Source organism: Fibrobacter sp. UWB12 (assembly GCF_900142485.1).
GTDB lineage: Bacteria > Fibrobacterota > Fibrobacteria > Fibrobacterales > Fibrobacteraceae > Fibrobacter.
The window spans coordinates 304,218-323,350 of record NZ_FRAZ01000005.1; the positions used below are offsets into that span (position 1 = coordinate 304,218).

General features: G+C 46.8%; 16 protein-coding genes. 8 read left to right on the plus strand and 8 right to left on the minus strand.

Going from position 1 to position 19,133, the window contains the following annotated elements; translation table 11 throughout:
• Window positions 1-4 precede the first annotated feature (4 nt).
• From BUA34_RS09665 to BUA34_RS09685, 5 genes are all read right to left on the minus strand, one after another.
• Window positions 5-1,045 carry an Lrp/AsnC family transcriptional regulator gene (locus BUA34_RS09665; RefSeq protein WP_083579768.1) on the minus strand — a complete coding sequence of 347 codons (1,041 nt, stop codon included), beginning with the start codon at window positions 1,043-1,045 and terminating at the stop codon, window positions 5-7.
• A 22-nt stretch (window positions 1,046-1,067) separates the two neighbouring features.
• On the minus strand, window positions 1,068-2,240 hold the full coding sequence (nirJ1, locus tag BUA34_RS09670) for a putative heme d1 biosynthesis radical SAM protein NirJ1 (protein WP_072828842.1): 1,173 nt from the start codon (window positions 2,238-2,240) through the stop codon (window positions 1,068-1,070).
• A gap of 29 nt (window positions 2,241-2,269) precedes the next feature.
• Window positions 2,270-4,777: an InlB B-repeat-containing protein gene (locus tag BUA34_RS09675; RefSeq protein ID WP_072828844.1), complete on the minus strand. Its 2,508-nt coding sequence runs from the start codon at window positions 4,775-4,777 to the stop codon at window positions 2,270-2,272.
• Between the two features lie 162 nt (window positions 4,778-4,939).
• Window positions 4,940-6,082 (minus strand): tRNA guanosine(34) transglycosylase Tgt, encoded by a 1,143-nt coding sequence (gene tgt, locus BUA34_RS09680; RefSeq protein WP_072828846.1) that lies wholly within the window; start codon window positions 6,080-6,082, stop codon window positions 4,940-4,942.
• A gap of 302 nt (window positions 6,083-6,384) precedes the next feature.
• Window positions 6,385-6,993 carry an FISUMP domain-containing protein gene (locus BUA34_RS09685; protein WP_072828848.1) on the minus strand — a complete coding sequence of 203 codons (609 nt, stop codon included), beginning with the start codon at window positions 6,991-6,993 and terminating at the stop codon, window positions 6,385-6,387.
• A 164-nt stretch (window positions 6,994-7,157) separates the two neighbouring features.
• Between BUA34_RS09685 and BUA34_RS09690 the strand changes: the two genes are divergently transcribed.
• The 3 genes from BUA34_RS09690 (at window position 7,158) to nifJ (ending at window position 12,287) form a co-directional block, all read left to right on the plus strand.
• Complete coding sequence (locus tag BUA34_RS09690) at window positions 7,158-7,853, plus strand: peptidase-C39 like family protein (RefSeq protein WP_072828850.1); 696 nt, start codon at window positions 7,158-7,160, stop codon at window positions 7,851-7,853.
• Window positions 7,853-8,524 (plus strand): N-formylglutamate amidohydrolase, encoded by a 672-nt coding sequence (locus tag BUA34_RS09695; protein WP_072828853.1) that lies wholly within the window; start codon window positions 7,853-7,855, stop codon window positions 8,522-8,524. The genes BUA34_RS09690 and BUA34_RS09695 overlap by 1 nt, the downstream gene beginning before the upstream one ends.
• 193 nt (window positions 8,525-8,717) lie before the next feature.
• Window positions 8,718-12,287 carry a pyruvate:ferredoxin (flavodoxin) oxidoreductase gene (gene nifJ, locus BUA34_RS09700; protein WP_072828856.1) on the plus strand — a complete coding sequence of 1,190 codons (3,570 nt, stop codon included), beginning with the start codon at window positions 8,718-8,720 and terminating at the stop codon, window positions 12,285-12,287.
• A gap of 598 nt (window positions 12,288-12,885) precedes the next feature.
• On the opposite strand, the gene BUA34_RS09710 is transcribed toward nifJ, so the two are convergent.
• Genes BUA34_RS09710 through BUA34_RS09720 form a run of 3 tightly spaced genes read right to left on the minus strand, consistent with a single transcriptional unit; the run spans window position 12,886 to window position 14,853 of the window.
• The gene (locus BUA34_RS09710) at window positions 12,886-13,509 is read right to left on the minus strand and encodes a PrsW family glutamic-type intramembrane protease (RefSeq protein ID WP_072828862.1); all 624 of its coding nucleotides are present in this window, start codon (window positions 13,507-13,509) and stop codon (window positions 12,886-12,888) included.
• Complete coding sequence (locus tag BUA34_RS09715; protein WP_072828865.1) at window positions 13,496-14,269, minus strand: hypothetical protein; 774 nt, start codon at window positions 14,267-14,269, stop codon at window positions 13,496-13,498. The genes BUA34_RS09710 and BUA34_RS09715 overlap by 14 nt, the downstream gene beginning before the upstream one ends.
• Before the next feature lie 2 nt (window positions 14,270-14,271).
• Window positions 14,272-14,853 (minus strand): RNA polymerase sigma factor, encoded by a 582-nt coding sequence (locus BUA34_RS09720; RefSeq protein ID WP_072828869.1) that lies wholly within the window; start codon window positions 14,851-14,853, stop codon window positions 14,272-14,274.
• Between the two features lie 317 nt (window positions 14,854-15,170).
• Between BUA34_RS09720 and BUA34_RS09725 the strand changes: the two genes are divergently transcribed.
• The 5 genes from BUA34_RS09725 (at window position 15,171) to BUA34_RS09745 (ending at window position 19,081) form a co-directional block, all read left to right on the plus strand.
• On the plus strand, window positions 15,171-15,491 hold the full coding sequence (locus BUA34_RS09725) for a hypothetical protein (RefSeq protein ID WP_072828872.1): 321 nt from the start codon (window positions 15,171-15,173) through the stop codon (window positions 15,489-15,491).
• A 231-nt stretch (window positions 15,492-15,722) separates the two neighbouring features.
• Entirely contained in the window at window positions 15,723-16,265 is a 543-nt protein-coding gene (locus BUA34_RS09730) for a hypothetical protein (RefSeq protein WP_072828875.1), read from the plus strand.
• Window positions 16,266-16,312: 47 nt separating this feature from the next.
• Window positions 16,313-16,639, plus strand: a complete 327-nt coding sequence (locus BUA34_RS09735) for a hypothetical protein (RefSeq protein WP_072828877.1) — start codon at window positions 16,313-16,315, stop codon at window positions 16,637-16,639.
• Between the two features lie 176 nt (window positions 16,640-16,815).
• Entirely contained in the window at window positions 16,816-18,066 is a 1,251-nt protein-coding gene (gene glgC / locus BUA34_RS09740) for a glucose-1-phosphate adenylyltransferase (protein WP_072828879.1), read from the plus strand.
• Window positions 18,067-18,259: 193 nt separating this feature from the next.
• Complete coding sequence (locus BUA34_RS09745) at window positions 18,260-19,081, plus strand: NifU family protein (protein ID WP_072828902.1); 822 nt, start codon at window positions 18,260-18,262, stop codon at window positions 19,079-19,081.
• Window positions 19,082-19,133 lie beyond the last annotated feature (52 nt).

The following is a 19,133-nucleotide window of genomic DNA, read 5'->3' on the forward strand; positions in this document are numbered from 1 at the left end:
CAAACTAAGCAAAAAACTTGAAGCTCGTTTTCTTGAGTTCCTTGAGGGAATGGAGGACAACATATTCGGGATTGCCTAGCAGAGCCGCAGATTCATTGATGTAGCCATCCAATTCTTCTGGAGTCTGAGAGTGCATCATTGCATATACGTTATACGGGAATCCTTCAAAAGTCGGACGTTCGTAACAATGTGAAATAAAATGTTTTTTTGCAAGATCAAGAATTTTACTGGATTCTTCCAACCTTCGGTTGTCAGAATGACGTAAGGCTGGATTGTCTGAATGACGAGAGTCCGCGAACGATTCCTCATTTAATCTAAAGCAAACCATCGCATTGCATGGGAAACCAGCATCTTGATGACGGAGGATAGCACCAAAGCGACGCATGCGTTTGGCGGCAAGGTCCTCGCGAAGTTCATCGCAAGAAACGCCCCAGTCCTTAAACGGAGTGAGAGAATGCGGAATGTCGTCACAAGCGATGTGGATTCGGGTACGGTCAGCTTCTGTTAACGCGTTCTCAGGGGATTGCCGCACGGCGCTCGCAAAGACGTTTTTAGAAGGTGCGCCAGCCCCCTTCCCCATCACCGTATTGATTTTATACTTCTTGGTGGCGGTGAGGACATGAACATCGTGCAAATCAGTTTCTGAACAAACGCGGTCCACAACCGTCTGGATTGCGGATTCATTTTCGACAATGACCGTAAACCAAACATTGTATTCGTGACTGCGGATATAATTGTGCGTAATCGCGGGTTCGCTCATCACGACTGCAGCGAACTTTTCCATCGGCGTTTGCGAATGCGGTTCCGCTGAAAAATCAAGCGACGAAGCAGGTACTTTCCCTGCACAAAGCCTCGAAATAAAGCCGAGTTTTTTGGAATCGTACACGCCTCCAATACGGCGAATTACGCCAGAAGCGCGCATTTTCTCAACTTCATCAAAAACGTCTTGTTCTGAAACGTTCAACATTTCCGCAAGCGCTTTATACGGGCGTTCCACCAACGGAAAGCAGTCTTGAATAATCGCGAGAAGTTTTTGACTCAGCATTTGCGGCACATCGCAAGGGGCGTTACAGCCCAATTTCTTCATCCGTCAAATAGCAAGCCGGATCTTCGGCCCAGAAGTCACCTGTCACCGCCTCGGCACGCGTGCGGAAGTTGCCATTGCACAAATTCAAGAAGGCGCACTTCGGACAACGTCCCTTCAAAAGCGGCTTGCGGTCCTTGAGCCCCGCCATAATCGGGTTCGACAAGTCCGTCCAAATGTCGCCAAAGCTGCGTTCGCGAACATTCCCCAGCGTGATATATTGCGTAAACTGGTCCGGATGCACATTGCCAACGCTATCGATATTGCCAAACGCCATACCACTGCGGTTACCGCCATTGCGTTGGATCAGTTCAAGCACATGCTCGGCAAGCGCCGGATCTTCACGCTTCATGCGCTGGTACAAATAAACGGCATCGGCATGGTTGTCGACCGTCAAAATTTCCTTATTCACACCGCGTTTCTTAAAATCCAAAGTGCGGTCAATGATGAGGTCCATCGCCTTGCGGCTTTCTTCGTGGTTCAAGTCGTTTGCAACCATTGCAGAACCACGACCGCTATACACCAAGTGATAGAAGCACACGCGATCAATGTTCTCAGCTTCAAGCAAATCGAAAATAGCATTCAAGTCCTGCACATTGTAACGCGTAATCGTAAAGCGGAGGCCCACTTTCTGGCCTGTCGCGACGCAATTGCGGATACCGCGCAACGCGAGCTGGTACGCCCCCGGCTTACCACGGAACTTGTCATGAGTCTCTTCGCAACCATCAAGACTGATGCCCACGTAACCCACGCCCATAGCCTTGAGTTTCTGCGCCACATCAGGCGTAATGCAAGTACCGTTCGTCGAAATCGTCGGACGAATCCCCTTACTTGCCGCATAATTTGCAAGCTCAAAAAAGTCCGGACGCAAAAGCGGTTCGCCACCGCTGAACAACAGCACCGGCACATTAAATTCGGCGAGCTGATCAATAAGCTTGATACCCTCTTCGTGCGAAAGCTCGTTCTGGTACTTAATCGCCTCAGAACGCGCATAACAGTGAACGCACTTCAAATTACAAGTCTTCGTGCAATTCCAAACTACCACGGGACCGCGCCCCGCCCCCACGCCATTCTTCGCAGCATGCGCATGAGGTTCGTAACGAAGAGAATCCCCAAAATTCGGGGTGTCCATCAAAAGCTTAGTGATACTGATCATGGGCCCAAATCTAGAAAATTTTCTCTATATCAGAAGTACACTCCATAGTTCGGTCGCGTTTTCATATTGCGGCCTTTGACATCATACTTCGGGGCATATTTTTTCTTCAACGGTATCGGGTCAATCGTCTTGCGAATTCCGCTTCTCGGACCACCAACACCATCCCTACCATTTACATTGAGCAAAACCTTATCATAATATTCATTGGCGAAATAGAAATTAGCGAGATATAAATTCTGCACTTCAGGATAAACTTGCTGATAAGGCTTATTTTCAATCAACCCATAAAAAGCTTTATAGTTATCGTTATAGAAGAAATTACAGCTCATATACATGCCACTGATGGAATGTCCGTTTCCATAGATGATTCCTGCAAAAACATTTTCATAGTTCATCGGATGCCAATCAACATAATCTTTATTCATGTTTTCGTTCACAACGATATCGTTCATGATTTTGATACAGGATTTTATAGGCGGTTTTTCGCTTAATTCATTGTTTGCAATTTCGTCAAAATAGAACAGTTCATGAACATTCATTACAAGATAACAGCCGTCAGCATCTGTTGCTGGTTTTTGAGGTGCATAAATCCATACAGCTTTCAAATTAAATTCATCGTCTTTCGAATTGACATAAATGGAACGATCAAAGTCACCTAATTTATCCAAATTACCACCATTGGGGCCTATCCAGCCACGAAAAAGGAATCCTTCACGAGTCGGACTTTTAAGCAAAATACTTTCTCCGCTCATTGCTGTTTCCGGATTTTTCGCATCACCCATTGTGCCGCCGTCCAAGTTGTAAATAATCTTGATTTCTCGGGCACTCCATTTGGCATAAAGAACAATATCTTCGGTGTTACCCGTGGGCAATTCTGTTACCTTAGTTGTAAAGGAAGAATCCGAGTACCAGCCAACGAAAGTTTTCCCGTTTTTAGTGGGTTCTTTCAGCACGAACGTTGCAGAATCCGCATAACGGTAAGTCGGATTGCCTTTCTGTGCAGAATGATAAGCATTATAATAAGAACCATCGTTCACGTAAGTGATAGAATACCCGCTTTTCCACTTGGCAAAAATTTTCTTATTTCCTTTATCTGTAGATTCAATTTTTTCTAATGGAGTTACAAAGTTTGAATCAGCAAACCAGCCTTCAAAAACATCGCCGTTTTTTGACGCAGGCTTCAGCAATACTTCTTGTTTTGGCTTGTAGTAGCTTGGATTTGCAGAGTCATTGGCGCCACCGGCCAAATCATACGCAATATCGTAATACACGCCGTTCAATTTCGGATAAGCGTCCTTCCCAACCTCCTGCGTCCAGATGGGGTAACTGGAACCATTCACGAGTTTTTCAAGAACAGTTCCATCGGAAAAAGCTGTGGCAGAAGCCGCACTCGCTTCAAATTCGTCATTAGTATAGGAATCAAGGTAAAAGGTATTTTCAGCCACAACTTTCCAGTCTGGAAAATCTTGACACTGAGTCAGACCTTTTTGGCTAATTGCCGAAAAAATCTCCTTTGTCTCAGCGGTTCCTACAAAGAAGGTATTTTTGAAAACGGAGAAATCAGTCCCGCCCACAAGGCCACCTCCGCGATACCCCACCAAACGTCCAGCAAAATAAGCATTTTCTACAGTTACCGCATTATGATTATTATCATAAGTGTTGGCTGCACGAGGGGCTTTGCTTATCAGAGTTTCAAGAGTAACATCTATACAATAGTCTTGTTGAACACGGGCATAACCGACAAGACCACCGACATAGCTCCCCCTGCTATCCAAAGTAGCCGTACTATAAACATTCTTCAGTGAAGTTCCAAAGCCTAGCGTATTAGCAATAAAAGAACCGACATAACCATTGCCAGCAAAATAAGAATCAATGATTCCTAAATTTTGAATTAAAGCATTATGTTCACCTTCAGCAAGATTAACAAGTCCGACATTTCCATATAAGCCCGAGATGGTGTGACCATTCCCTTCAATGACGCCCATAAAATTCCCAAAAGGTTTCCACCAGTAATGAGATCCCTCATTCGGGGTTCCATCGGAAGCCAAGAGATTTTTGTTAACGACGATATCATTTTCAATGGAAACGCAAATTTGTTTATTTTTGCGCATTAAGCTATCAGAAACTTTTACAGCACCGTAGAGTTCTGCAGCATCGTGGACAAGCATACACCCCGACTCGTTCTGTTGCGGGATTTTCGCCTTCACTCCCCAACGAGCATAAAGCGACAACCGTCCATTTTGGGTGCGGGTGACAGAAATAACAGCATCAGCATAGGTAATTGCGTTATTCTCGTAAGGAGATGAATTAAAATACCAGCCCAGAAACTCGGCTCCATCCTTGGTGGGCGGGAAAAAATTAATTGAAGGGGCGTCCGAGCGATCGCTATATTTATACAAATAGGAAGATAAGTTTTCAGGATTATTCGTTCCTCCCTGCAAATCGTAATCAATATAAATCGTATCCCTAACTGCAACTACGGCAAAAGCATTTCCCGCGATAAGCAAGCAAATAAAAGCATAAAATGACTTCAACATATTTTCTCCCTAATATATAGCAATCATCCACTCGCTCATCAATATACATATAAATCCAACCTAGAGCAGGATTTATCCATGCTTTTTTAGACACGCTTTTCAAAATTAACGATAGCGCGATTAATATGCTACAACAAAGGTATTATATGCTACAATGTAACACTATCCCGCATTTTCTTGCAGCATTTTCACTTGTTCATCAGCCCATTCTTCGAAGGTATCGTCTGCAATGTTAGATTTAACATCTTTCATCAAGTGGATATAAAAATGCAAATTATGAATGGCCGCAAGCGTCCAGCCAAGCGGTTCCTTTTCCTTGAAAAGATGACGCAAATATGCACGACTATAATTACGGCAGCAATAGCAATTGCAATTCGGATCAAGCGGCAAATCGTGCTGATGCGCAAATTTAGCGCCCTTGTATCGCAGCACGCCTTGGTGTGTATAAACTAAACCATCCTGAGCGTTTTTCGCAGGCAAAATGCAATCGCACATGTCCACGCCTCGCTTTACAAGTTCAATCAAATTCCACGGAGTTCCCACGCCCATCACATAGCGGGCGCGATCTTCGGGCAATAAGTTTGTACAAAAGTCGGCAATTTCATACATCGTCTCGACAGGCTCGCCCACCGAAAGCCCACCCATCGCATAACCGTCTGGCTTAATTTCCTTGAGCGCTTCGATGGACTTCTGGCGCAATTCCTTGTGCATACCGCCTTGGACAATTCCAAAGAAATACTGCGGATAGCCGTGAATCGGAGGATTTTTCTCTAGCCATTCCTTTGCTTCGCGCGTCCACTTAAGCGTGAGCGCAAGCGACTTTTCGGCCTCCTCGACCGTACTCGGGTACGGAGTACATTCATCAAAAGCCATGATGATATCCGCACCGATTTCGCGTTGTGCATTCATCACACTTGCAGGTGTAAATAAATGACGAGAGCCATCCAACAAACTCTTGAACTGCACACCTTCTTCGGTAATCTTGCGGAACTGCTTTAAACTCCACACCTGAAATCCGCCGCTGTCCGTGAGCATCGGACGGTTCCAGCTCATGAACTTTTGCACGCCCCCCGCTTCGGCAATCAGCTTTGTGCCCGGTCGCAAGTAAAGGTGGTACGTATTCGCCAAGATGATTTCTGCATCAAGTTCGCGGATGTCGCGGCTCGTGAGCCCCTTGACCGTAGCCGCAGTCCCTACAGGCATAAACACGGGCGTCGTCACATCGCCGTGTGCCGTATGGATAACCCCAAGACGGGCCTTGCTGCGGCCGCTTGTTTTTAAAAGTTCAAAAGGATTGGAATTCACGAAACCAAAAATACAAATCTTCTTTAATTGCTATGGATCCTTCGTCTTCGAACCTAATGGTTCTCCGCTCAGGATGACGGCAACCGTTACGATTTTTCAAGTTTAGGCTTTCGGTTTCGCGGGGTCAAATGGCGCATTGCGCTTTTTCCCGTATGCGTGGGCAAAACCTTCTGGCTTGCAGAAAGGGTTTGCTCAATTTTGTTTTCGCCAAGAGGACGGAACTGTCCCGTTAAGAGATTGTGGTCGATAGCCATAGGAGCTCCTAATGTTTTTGATGGTGATATAACTAATATAATATATTTTCAATTTTTTCCTTGGACACACCTCACAGATAAGGCAAATTTCTCGTATGTTTCATCAAATGATGCGCTAGAACGTCCATTTTCGAACATCACACTACGAGCGTTGCTCCCCCGGACCTCGTCTCGGGTCCAAAAATAAGCATAATTTTCAAAAAAGCTAAAATACTCCATAAAATGATATCCGCCCTGAATTTCCGAGATAAAGCCACGCGATTTTAGAGAATCCGCTGCATATTCAGGGCCGCCCACCACCGCAAACAAGCTATCGAAATCTGCCTTAGACGGAAGTTCCCAGCCATCTGGGCAAGCATTCATCGCCACATCCCATTCGTAGAGCCGCCCCTGTTTTTCACAAAAATCATCACTATTATTAAAACAACCGGACCAACCGCGAACAGTATCAACAACAATCTCCAAATTTTCTTGATAATTGAGATTTTCAGCCATCCACACTCGCCCACCAATATCCAAAATCTTGTATGTTTGCTGGTCACGAGAATCGGTAAAAAAATTTGCTCGAAATTCCGCACTGGACGGAGTCGAATCAGAACAGGCTAAAAAGCCAACAGCAAGCAAAGCGAAACAGCAAATCCATATTTTATCAATCATAAATTTAAAATAAGTATTTTAATAGAATTATTTCATTCCCGCAATAAAAACTATGCTTTATTTTTCTAGTAGCCAAAAACACATAACTAATAACTATTTTCTATATTTGAGCGTGGATTGACGATTTGGTAATCAAACCGCCACGGTTAATAACGAGGCACTCGATGGATTTGAAAATACTCCCTCAGCCAGACGATGTTACGTGCGGACCCACTAGCCTACACGCTGTTTATTCTTATCTTGGCTATAATATTCCCCTTAAAAAGCTCATTTCCGAAATTGAATTTTTGGAAGAAGGCGGCACTCTAGGCGTATTCCTTGGAATAGATGCCCTCAAACGCGGATTCAAGGCTACAATTTATTCTTACAATTTAAAGATTTTTGACCCAACGTGGAGCAAGCTCAAGATGCCCGAACTCCGCGAAAAACTGGTCGCCTTGCACAAGGCAAAACATGCACCTAAGCTTAAAAAAGCAATTGACGCCTATATTAGATTTATCGACTTGGGCGGAACAGTCGCTACGGCTGATCTACGCGCAAGCATGTTCGAAGGCTATTTCAAGCGCGGCATCCCTGTTCTTTGCGGCTTAAGCGCCACCTACCTTTATCGTTCCCCTCGCGAATACACCAACGATAACGACCAATCGGTTTTTGACGACATTCATGGCGAACCGATGGGCCATTTTGTGGTGCTTTACGGACTTGACGAAAAAAAGCAATTCATGGTTGCAGACCCTGATTGTACTAACCCGATGGCAAACGGTCCCTACTATAAAGTGGACAAATTCCGTCTGATTCACAGCATTCTGTTGGGTGTCATGACTTATGACGGAAATATTCTTGTTGTGGAGAAAAAATAATGAAAGCACCGGCACTGATGATTACCTGCGAACATGCGAGCAACGCTGTGCCGGATTTCGTCCTGCGCGCTCTCCGCGATTCAAAGATTCCCGATGAAGTTCTCGCCTCCCACCGCGGCTACGACATCGGTGCGTACAACATATTTTCAAATCTTGTAAAACGGCTAAAACCGGACTTTCACTGTTCCAGCCGTTTTTCGCGCCTGGTGGTCGACATGAACCGCAGTTCGACAAGCAAGTCGTTCTATTCGGAATATACAGCAAGTTTACCAAGCGCAGTCAAAGAGTACATGTTTATTCTTTGGAAAAAATACCGTGAGAAAATCGAAAACTTTGTTTCCGGGATAATTTCCGCAAGAGAGCGAAAAATCGAAAAAGAAGCCCCTCTCAAAGTCATCCACTTGGGGATTCACAGTTTCACCCCAGTCTTGAACGACGTAGAGCGAGATGCCGACGTGGGAATTCTTTATGACCCCGCCCGCCCCACCGAAGCAAAAATTGCAACGGCACTCATCAAGAGCATTCACGAGCGCGCCCCGTGGCTCAAAATCCGCAAGAACTACCCCTATTTGGGTAAATCCGACGGTCTCACCACAACGCTAAGGCAAAAGTTTGGCCCAAGCTATGCCGGACTGGAAATTGAAATTAACCAGAAATTGCTGAGCAAATAATAAATAGCGCATCCCCGAGCTGTGTCCGGGGTGACTATGCTAATATTTCCGCATTTTTTCAAAAATTGGTTGTCCGTTTTGGGTAATCTTATTTAATTTTATGCGTGGATTTTTGCCCTTCTTGCGTGTAATGCACGCCGAAGGTGTATATGATCAGATTTTTTACGAAAAAACCTAAAAACTGGAGATATCCATGGCAAAAAAGATGATTGCGTGTGACGGTAACGAAGCCACCGCTAGCGTAGCGTTTGCTGTTAGCGAAGTTGCGGCTATTTACCCGATTACACCGTCTAGTCCTATGGCTGAGCACGCCGACAACTGGAGTGCTGCAGGCAAGAAGAATATTTGGGGACAGGTTCCCCGCGTGTTTGAAATGCAGTCCGAAGGTGGCGCTGCCGGTACCGTTCACGGTGCTCTGCAGGCCGGTGCTTTGACCACGACCTTCACCGCATCTCAGGGTCTTCTCTTGATGATCCCGAACATGTACAAGATTGCAGGCGAACTGACCCCCACGGTCTTCCACGTCACTGCACGTGCTCTTGCTATGCAGGGCCTTTCCATTTTCGGTGACCACTCCGACGTGATGGCTTGCCGCCAGACGGGTTTTGCAATGCTCGCCTCCAGCTGCGTCCAGGAATGCCAGGACCTCGCTCTCGTGGCCCACGCTTCTACTCTCGAAAGCCGCGTTCCGTTCATGCACTTCTTCGACGGTTTCCGTACCTCTCACGAAGTGATGAAGATCGAAGCTCTCGAAGACGGCGTTATCCGTAACGTCATCGACGAAAAGTACGTGAAGGCTTGCCGCGAACGCTGCCTCACACCGGACCGCCCGACTATGCGCGGTACCGCCCAAAACCCGGACGTTTACTTCCAGGGCCGCGAAACGGTGAACCCGTTCTACGCCAAGGTTCCGGAAATTGTCCAGAAGTATATGGACAAGGTTGCAAGCTACACTGGCCGTCAGTACCACATCGTGGACTACGTCGGTGCTGCTGATGCAGAACGCGTCATTATTTCTATGGGTTCTTCGACCTGCACCATCGGTGACACCGTCAAGTACCTCAATTCCAAGGGCGAAAAGGTCGGTCTCGTCAACATCCGCCTCTACCGTCCGTTCCCGATGGAAGCTGTCGTTGCCGCTCTCCCGAAGACTGTCAAGAAGATTGCCGTCCTCGACCGCTGCAAGGAACCGGGTTCCGCTGGCGAACCGCTCTTCCAGGATGCCCTTACCGCTATTTCCGAAGCCGTGATGGCAGGCAAGATGGCTATGCCGAAGATGATCGGCGGCCGCTACGGTCTTTCCTCCAAGGAATTCACGCCGGCTATGGTCAAGGCCATCTTCGACGAACTCTCCAAGGCAGAACCGAAGGCTCGCTTCACCGTCGGTATCAACGACGACGTTTGCCACACGAGCCTCACCATCGATCCGAACTTCAAGCTCGAAAGCGACTTCTTCCAGGCTATGTTCTTCGGTCTCGGCTCTGACGGTACTGTCGGTGCAAACAAGAACTCCATCAAGATTATCGGTAACGAAACCGACAACTACGCTCAGGGCTACTTCGTTTACGACTCCAAGAAGTCCGGCTCCATGACCACCTCTCACCTCCGCTTTGGTAAGAGCATCATCGACGCCCCGTACCTGATTGGCGAAAACGAAGCTGACTTTGTTGCTTGCCACCATACTCCGCATCTCGAATCTATCGACATGCTCAAGTATGCCAAGGTCGGTGCAACGTTCCTCGTGAACACCCCGCACTCCGCTGAAACCGTTTGGGACACCTTCCCGCGTCCGGTGCAGGAAGCCATCATCAAGAAGCAGCTCAAGGTGTACGTGATCGACGCTTACGCCGTTGCCGCCAAGACCGGTATGGGCCGCCGCATCAACACCGTGATGCAGACCTGCTTCTTCAGCAAGCTCGGTAACGTGCTCGATGCAGAAACTGCTATCAAGTACATCAAGAAGTATGCCGAAAAGACTTACGCCAAGAAGGGTATGGAAGTCGTCCAGAAGAACTGGGACGCTATCGACGCCTCTCTTGCCAACCTCTTCGAAGTCAAGGTTCCGTCTGCTGTCACCAGCACCAAGGAATTCCGCGCTCCGATCCACGGCAACGCTCCGAAGTTCGTGAACGAAGTCACCGCAGAAATCATCAAGGGCAACGGCGAACAGCTCCCCGTTTCCAAGATGCCTTGCGACGGTGTGTTCCCGACCGCTACCACCAAGTACGAAAAGCGCGACCTCGCCCTCAACATCCCGTCCTGGAATCCGGACGCTTGCGTGCAATGCGGCAAGTGCGCCATGGTCTGCCCGCATGCAGCCATCCGCTTGAAAGTTGTTGATGAATCCGCCGTGAAGAACGCTCCGGAAGGCTTCAAGTACACGGCCGCCAAGGGCTTCAAGCTCGAAGGTTCCGAAAAGCCGGTATTTGCAATTTCCGTGTCCAGCTACGACTGTACGGGTTGCGGCGTTTGTACGCAGGCCTGTATCGGTAAGGACAAGACCGACGCCACCAAGAAGGCCATCAACATGGTGCCGCAGGAACCGATCAAGGTTCAGGAAGGCAAGTGCTGGGACTTCTTCGTCGACCTCCCGGAATTCGACCGTACCAAGGTCAACAAGAACCTCGTCAAGCAGGCCATGCTCCTCGAACCGTTGTTCGAATTCTCTGGCTCCTGCGCAGGCTGCGGCGAAACCGCTTACGTGCGTCTCGTTTCTCAGCTGTTCGGTGACCGCATGGTTGTCGCCAACGCTACGGGTTGCTCCTCCATTTACGGCGGTAACCTCCCGACCACTCCGTGGGCAAAGAACAAGGAAGGCCGCGGTCCGGCATGGGCCAACAGCTTGTTCGAAGACAACGCTGAATTCGGTCTCGGTATGCGCCTCGCTATCACGAAGCATGCCAAGCAGGCTTTGAGCCTCCTCGAAGCCGTGAACGTTCCTGCTGAACTCAAGGAAAAGCTCACGACCCAGGAGCAGAATGACGAAGCCGGCATCAAGGCCCAGCGTGAAAACGTTGCCGCCCTGAAGGCCGCCCTCGCCGGTGCTACCGACGATGCATCCGTCAGCCTCCGCGACGAATTCGCCGACTACCTCGTGAAGAAGTCCGTGTGGATCTTCGGTGGTGACGGTTGGGCATACGACATCGGTTACGGTGGTCTCGACCACGTGATGGCCACGGGCGAAAACGTGAACATCTGCGTCCTCGATACCGAAGTGTATTCCAACACCGGTGGACAGGCTTCCAAGGCCACGAACCGTGGCGCAGTCGCCCTCTTCGCTGCCGCCGGTAAGCGCGCCGGCAAGAAGGACCTCGGCCTCATCGCCATGAGCTACAAGAACGTTTACGTGGGCCGTATCGCCCTCGGCGCAAACGACGCTCAGGCCCTGAAGGTTCTCCAGGAAGCAGAAGCACACAATGGTCCGTCCCTGATCATCTGCTACTGCCCCTGCATCAACCACGGTTTCGATCTCAACAGCCAGCTTCAGCACCAGAAGATGGCCGTGGATTCCGGTTACTGGACTCTGCTCCGCTACAACCCGGCTCTCGCCGCCGAAGGAAAGGCTCCGCTTATCCTCGACTCCAAGAAGCCGACGATTCCGGTTGCAGAATACATCTACACCGAAAACCGCTACAAGCAGCTCACCCGTAACAATCCGGAAGTGGCCAAGAAGCTCGCCGACGACCTCCAGAAGGAAGTCGACGCCCGCTACGCATTCTACGATGCCATGTCTAAGGATACCGAAGGGCTGATCAGCCTGTAAGGATGTCATTCCCGGCTTGACCGGGAAACTCCCTTTACAAAAAAGGCTCCCGTTCGAAAGAACGGGGCCTTTTTAGCTTTAGAAGCGGGCGTCCACACTGCCAAGCGGAGGAGGCTACTCTTAAGTAGCCTTCGTAGCGCGGAGCATTCAACTCCATCAAAAGTTCCTATATGCGATAGTTGAATGCGGAGTCTCATACCGACGCACGCTTCGCATTCTATGACGCCATGTCTAAAGATACGGAAGGCTTGATTAGCCTGTAAGGATGTCATTCCCGGCTTGACCGGGAAACTCCCTTTACAAAAAAGGCCCCCGTTCGAAAGAACGGGGCCTTTTGCTTTAGAAGCGGGTGTCCACACTGCCAAGCGGAGGAGGCTACTCTTAAGTAGCCTTCGTAGCGCGGAGCATTCAACTCCATCAAAAGTTCCTATATGCGATAGTTGAATGCGGAGTCTCATACCGACGCCCGCTACGCATTCTACGACGCCATGTCCAAGGATACGGAAGGGTTGATTAGCCTGTAAGGATGTCATTCCCGGCTTGATCGGGCATCTCCCTTTACAAAAACGCCCCGTCACGATGAGTAGCGGGGTGTTTTTTATTGATTCGTCTTTCCGTTAATCATATAAAGCATTATCGCGCAGATCATCGGCATCACGTACCCGATGTACGATGAGATTCCAGGCTTTGAAACCAGCAAATTATAGAGCCCATGGACCGTCACGGAAAGCGACAACACACCAGCAATCCCTGCAAGCGAAAAAGCCTTGTAAGTTTTCAGCAGTTGCATTCCCTTAGCCAGCGCCACCAAAGTCACGATATGCATCACACCGACAGCAGCACCGCGCACGAGCACATTCGCCAGTTGCGGAGCACCCGATGACAAAATAAAGCAGCAATTCTCAAACGTTGCAAAACCTGCACCGATACCAACAGCACTCAATTGAATTTCATCATCTGACGGATTAGACACATAAACGCAAAACAGCATCGATAAAAGTTTCATGCACTCCTCTATCATCGGAGAAAGAAAAATAGAGGTATCCTCGGCCGAAAAATCTGATAACACTTGAACATACCCAGAAATATACGCCGAAACAATGCAAACGATCATCCCCACAAGGAACGAGGCCGTCAAACGTCGTGCATTCCCCTTAGTGAAAAGCAAAGTAATCGCAAGCGGCACAGCGATGCAAATCAGAACATTTTCAGCATAAATCATCCACTAGTTCCCTTTTCATCGACGTAAACATTATTGGCAATACAATTATATTCACTCCAAAAGCCAAATTGTAATAAGGCACAGGGCTCAAAAACATTGCAAGTTCCGTCCACAAAAAAAATGTCGAAGTAACAAAAAAATCCTTGCATCGAAAGCTCTTAACCCCAAGCCAAACCATCAAAGTAAACATCACCACAAAACACACCACATTTACAAATTCGTACAAAAAACCTTTTTCACATAGCAACGGGATTTGCAAAATCAAAACAGAAATACTCATCACAGCAGCGAGCAGCAGTTCCTTTCGAGCCAAAACTTCCCTACTCCGAATCCCACGAATCAAAATCCACAAGAAATAGATATAGGGAATTCCGAATAAAATATCCTGAAGCCATTCCCCAGACCACGCAATCCATAACGCAATATTTGCACCAATAAACAGAAATGCGAAAACGATTTCACCAAGAATCCTTTTCTTGTCTTTCAGCAAAGATTCGAGCCCCGCCGACAAAAGTAGAATCATGGCGCACTCCCCTATTTCATTAGACGCAATCGGCATGCGCGTATCTGGTTTTAAAACATCATACGCAATCCAGTACAAATTACTCAAAAGAAAACTAACCATCGCCAACAGAAAAAAGAACGGAAGAAATTCATTTTTCCCGCTCTTCATCAATTGGACAGTTCTAACAATAACAACAACTAAAATAACAGATTGAAAAATGGTCATGATGACATCAAGCAGAGTCAATCCGCTCATTTTCACCCTTCTCCCGCCAAATGCGAATTATTCATCCGTTCGTACGCAATACGCAAAGCCTCTTTTCCTCGCGCTAGAATATTGTACGTCTGCTTTATGCTTTTCTTTATTATTCGGCTAATCTGTTCCGGCTTCATATTCTCGAAATACAAGAGGAATAACGCATTCCTATAATCAGCATCAATGGACTTCATCGCTCGATACACTTGTGAATCCGTCTCATTTTTCAATAGCATCCCCACTGGATGAAAACTAGCATCCGCCTCTATATTGTTCAAAAAATCGTTCGCAGAAGAAACAAATTTGACCTTACGTTTCCGTAAATAAAGCAACGCTTGATTTTTAGCAACCGCAAAGAGCCAAGTTTTAAACGACGCATCCTTATTTTCTTTATAGCGAGCCGTACCAGAAGCCAAAATTGCAAAAGTGTCCATCATTAATTCTTCAGCAACATCTGCATTTTGAACAAATCCATATAGGAACAAGATTAAACCATCCCTATACTTTTCAAAAAGGACTTCAAGAGCATCTTGAGCATCGTTGTTTAAAAAACGGATAAACAATTGTCCATCAACATCGGGCATCACACACCTTTCCCATTATGACAACATTTTTGTAACAAAATGTAATTATTTAAATAAATTCATCAATATTGTAAACAAAATTTTAAAACAAAGTAGTGAGTAAAATTAAACATTCCTACAATTAATAAGTAGTAAAACCAGGAGTTTCTCTCGTGGTGTTTTAGAGTTTAAACTACACCTCAAAAAAACGCTCAGGATCCTATCGTCCTGGGCGTTTTACGTTACTTGCTTATTTTTATTTACAATAAAATATTGAGTAAAAAAACTAAATTATGCAATTAAGTAGCATATAAAATATAAGCCATTAAGGAGGAAACTTGAAATACACAAAAGAAGACGCTCTTAAAGAAATAAGGCGACGAGCTGGAATAATCCGACAAAAACGAGAAAGAAGAACTACAAGGATCCTGACGACAACAGCATGCCTTACTTTAGTCGCTCTTTTTGCTGTAATAAGCGTATTTTCTGGTTCGAAGGTTTATGCAACGCCATCCGTGTATGGAGCATTTATTCTTTCTACAGAAACCGGCGGATTCATACTTGCCGCAGTTCTAGGATTTGTATTGGGAGTTGTGATAACGCTTTTAGTCAAGCATTCAAAAAAGAAAAACTCAAATAAAAAACAATCTGATTTGTAATTTACAAAAGTTCATTTTTTCAATTATGCAACGGAACCGTTTGATAAAATATCAAACGGTGTTTTTTTACAGAAAAATTTTCATTGGAGATTTTATAAAAGTTTCATAATGTAAATAAATTTTTATTGATAAAATAATGAGTAAAAATACACATTCTTGCATTTAATAAATCGAAGGGATTAAGATCCCAATAAACTCATAAATTAAACAAAAACACAAGGAGAAAACAAAATGATGGAACGAGTAATTGCAGGCGGATGGAATATCAATGTTCTCGTTAAAGATTGGCCAGAAGAAGTTAGTGCAGCAGAAGAACAGTTAAACAAACTCATTGGCGCATCTTATAAAGTATTCGCTTATCTTGGTCAGCAGGTTGTTAAAGGCATGAATCATGCCGTTCTCGCAGAACAGATCATTGCAAGTGCAGCCGGAGACAAGAATGTCGTTCTCGTCATTTTCAACGTTTGGGAAGACAAAGTCACGATTACAACAATCGAGCGTATACTCGAAGGTCGTGAGATTCCTGGCGGCATCGTTGTAGACCCAACTACCGATATTCCAGAAGAAGTTATGGTAGATTTCAACAAGGTCATCAGCGGATTTGTAGGTTCTGATGTCAAGCCTTTCGCCTACCTCGGAGGTCAAGTCGTTTCTGGCATTAACCATTTCCTTGCCGCAGAAGTAAAACCGGTTACTCCGTATGCAAGCGCAAAGATTTCTTTGGTTACTGTTAACGCCAAATGCAGATCCATCAATTTTGCAAACATTCTTTAATGTAATAACCGAATAGTCAAAAAACAATTAATTCAAGGAGATAAATAATGGATCAGATCAAATCAATCGCACTTCTTAACAAAGGAGCCTACGTTGCTCGAATTGAAGTCAAGTGGCAGCATCCTGTTACAGGACAAAAAGGTACGTACGCAGATGGACACGATATTTGCGTAACGGAAGAACGTACCGTTGTCTTGACCCAGACAAACATTCCTGAGGGTGCTCACGTTTATCTGCATGTCGATGTCGTCGCAGGAAGAGACTTGGAAGCCGATGAAGTATTCGAATTCAGCGCAAACGCAAACAAGACTGCAAAATACAGATGCACAGGCACTACGCTTTTCGACCATTTGTATTTTGACGGTCTAGTCTAATTTCCAAAATTAGAACAACTCTAAGCGAGGCGATTTTACATAAATCGCCTTTTTTGTATTTTCTACCCATTTAAGTTTGCTTTTTTTAACAAAAAATCATTTTTCAGAATGTTTTTTGCAAAAAAAATGGTATTTTATAGGCGGTTATTATTAAATCGAATTTACAGAGGAATTTCATGAGCTGGTCATACTCTAGAGAGCACCAAAAGAATATCCTTTGCATGATCATGGCTGGTGGACAAGGGAGCCGCCTTCAGCCCCTCACCCGCGACCGTGCAAAGCCTGCAGTCCACTTCGGTGGAACCTACCGCATTATCGACTTCGTTCTCAACAATTTCATCAACTCCGGCATTTTCAAGATCAAGGTTTTGACGCAGTTCAAGAGCGATTCATTGAACAAGCATATTTCTGCAGCATGGAACTTGAACGCAAGCCTTGACCAGTATGTTGACCTCGTTCCGGCCCAGATGCGTACGGGTGACGAATGGTACCGCGGTACAGCCGACGCTATTTTCCAGAACATCAACTTGATTACCGATGAACGCCCGGACCTCGTGGCAATTTTCGGAGGCGACCACATTTACAAGATGGACATCAACCAGATGATTGATTTCCACCTTTCCCGCGCAGCACTCCTCACGATTGCCGCCATTCCGGTTCCGGTCGAAGAAGCCCGCGAATTCGGTATTATCGAAGTGGATGCCGACAACCGCATGGTCGGTTTCGAAGAAAAGCCGAAGGAACCGAAGCAGATGCCGAGCCGTCCGGGTTGGTGCCTCGCCAGCATGGGTAACTACCTTTTCACGAGCAAGTTCCTCGTTCGTGAGCTTTTGAAGGGTGCAAGTTCTGGCGCAACGGACTTTGGCAAGCATATTATTCCGCGCTTGTACAAGGAATATCCGGTTTACGTTTATGACTTCAACACGAACATTGTTCGCGGTGAACAGGCTTCTACCAAGGGTTACTGGCGCGACGTAGGTACTCTCGATGCCTTCTTCGAAGCAAACATGGACCTTTGCTCCGAGAATCCGCCGTTCGACCTGTACAACAACTACTGGCCGATCCGTACGTTCAACTGGAACCAACCGCCTGCACGTTTCTTCGCAGGCGACAACAACGCCCATCAAGGTGCTGCCGTAGATTCCATTGTTTCTGCGGGTTGCATTATCGGTGGCGGTACGGTCGTAAAGAGCATTCTTTCGCCTGGCGTGACCATCCAGAAAGACGCTTTGGTCGAAGAATCCATCCTGTTCCCGAACGTGACGATTGGTCCGGGTGCAAAGGTGCGCCGCGCTATCGTTGAAAAGGGCTTGCATATTCCAGCCGGCTTCCAGATTGGTTATGACTTGGAACGCGACAAGCAGCTTTTCCACGTGACCGAATCCGGCATTGTCGTCCTCGCCAAGGATACGATAATTAAAGCCTAGCAAGGCGAGTGCAGCGCCTAGCCAAGAGTCGCACCTCAGCGACATCCTGAACCCAGCAAGGGTGAAGGATCCAGTTAAGCCTCGAGTGCCCGCCATAGCGCGGGCATTTCCTTTTTACGCCGAAAACCCTATACTTCGACTAGGCTTTATAAAACCCTCCCCAAAAGCGCTATAAATTTCTAAATTTGCTCGCATGAACGAAGAACAAAGCGCAAAATTTTCTCAGAAGTTACAAAACATTGCTAAAGCTCCCAAATATCGTGGAGCCATTTTCCAGATTGAAGCCGATGAAAAAGGTCTCGCCCTCGTCGATGTGAAAGAAGCGAGCCTTAAGGTCTACTTGATGATTGACCCAGAATGTGACAAAATTTTGGAAACGAGATTTTTCACATACGGCGGTCCGCTCTTTACGGCCCTCGCCGATTCGTTCTGCCGCAAGATTCAAATGGCAACAGTCGATGACGCTTGCAAGATTACCGCCGAAAGCCTCGAAGAAGAATTGCGCGATACGCCGGACGTACGAGCCATCCCGGAAGATGCTGTAGAAATCAAGCAGATGAACCACCTCATCGCGAAAGTTTTAGAGGTCTACCCCGAAAAGAAGGCCACCGCCATTATCGTTCGCGAAAAAATGGAACGCATCAAGTACCGCACGCAGACCGCAGAAGGCCGTGCCGAAGCCGATGCCGAATGGAACGCGCTCACCAAGGCACAAAAGATCGAAAAGATTGAAGCATGGCTCCACCAGACCGTCCGCGGAACACTCCAGGGCGACGGCGGTGACATCCAAATTCTCGACCTTACTGATGACAACCGCCTGCAAATTCGCTACCAGGGCGCATGCGCCGGTTGCGGTAGCGCTATGGGCGGAACACTTTTCTATATCGAAGACGAACTCAAGAACAACGTCTACTACAACATAATCGTCGAACCGGAAGATCCGCTTGCAAACCTCCCGCAAAATCCAGACTTGCCGGGATTAGATGACAATAATCCGCCCGCAAGCATGTACTAAATTACCGTATTTACGATTTTAAAGAACTTTGATAAATTAGATACAAGAGTCC

What these genes read in the sequence shown, in the direction of transcription:
- nirJ1 (WP_072828842.1), bottom strand. Translation starts at nt 2,240, where the DNA reads ATGATCAGTATCACTAAGCTTTTGATGGACACCCCGAATTTTGGGGAT.
- BUA34_RS09715 (WP_072828865.1), bottom strand. Translation starts at nt 14,269, where the DNA reads ATGAGCGGATTGACTCTGCTTGATGTCATCATGACCATTTTTCAATCT.
- nifJ (WP_072828856.1), top strand. Translation starts at nt 8,718, where the DNA reads ATGGCAAAAAAGATGATTGCGTGTGACGGTAACGAAGCCACCGCTAGC.
- BUA34_RS09730 (WP_072828875.1), top strand. Translation starts at nt 15,723, where the DNA reads ATGATGGAACGAGTAATTGCAGGCGGATGGAATATCAATGTTCTCGTT.
- BUA34_RS09745 (WP_072828902.1), top strand. Translation starts at nt 18,260, where the DNA reads ATGAACGAAGAACAAAGCGCAAAATTTTCTCAGAAGTTACAAAACATT.
- BUA34_RS09710 (WP_072828862.1), bottom strand. Translation starts at nt 13,509, where the DNA reads ATGATTTATGCTGAAAATGTTCTGATTTGCATCGCTGTGCCGCTTGCG.
- BUA34_RS09720 (WP_072828869.1), bottom strand. Translation starts at nt 14,853, where the DNA reads ATGCCCGATGTTGATGGACAATTGTTTATCCGTTTTTTAAACAACGAT.
- BUA34_RS09675 (WP_072828844.1), bottom strand. Translation starts at nt 4,777, where the DNA reads ATGTTGAAGTCATTTTATGCTTTTATTTGCTTGCTTATCGCGGGAAAT.
- BUA34_RS09695 (WP_072828853.1), top strand. Translation starts at nt 7,853, where the DNA reads ATGAAAGCACCGGCACTGATGATTACCTGCGAACATGCGAGCAACGCT.
- BUA34_RS09685 (WP_072828848.1), bottom strand. Translation starts at nt 6,993, where the DNA reads ATGATTGATAAAATATGGATTTGCTGTTTCGCTTTGCTTGCTGTTGGC.
- BUA34_RS09735 (WP_072828877.1), top strand. Translation starts at nt 16,313, where the DNA reads ATGGATCAGATCAAATCAATCGCACTTCTTAACAAAGGAGCCTACGTT.
- glgC (WP_072828879.1), top strand. Translation starts at nt 16,816, where the DNA reads ATGAGCTGGTCATACTCTAGAGAGCACCAAAAGAATATCCTTTGCATG.
- BUA34_RS09665 (WP_083579768.1), bottom strand. Translation starts at nt 1,045, where the DNA reads ATGCTGAGTCAAAAACTTCTCGCGATTATTCAAGACTGCTTTCCGTTG.
- BUA34_RS09690 (WP_072828850.1), top strand. Translation starts at nt 7,158, where the DNA reads ATGGATTTGAAAATACTCCCTCAGCCAGACGATGTTACGTGCGGACCC.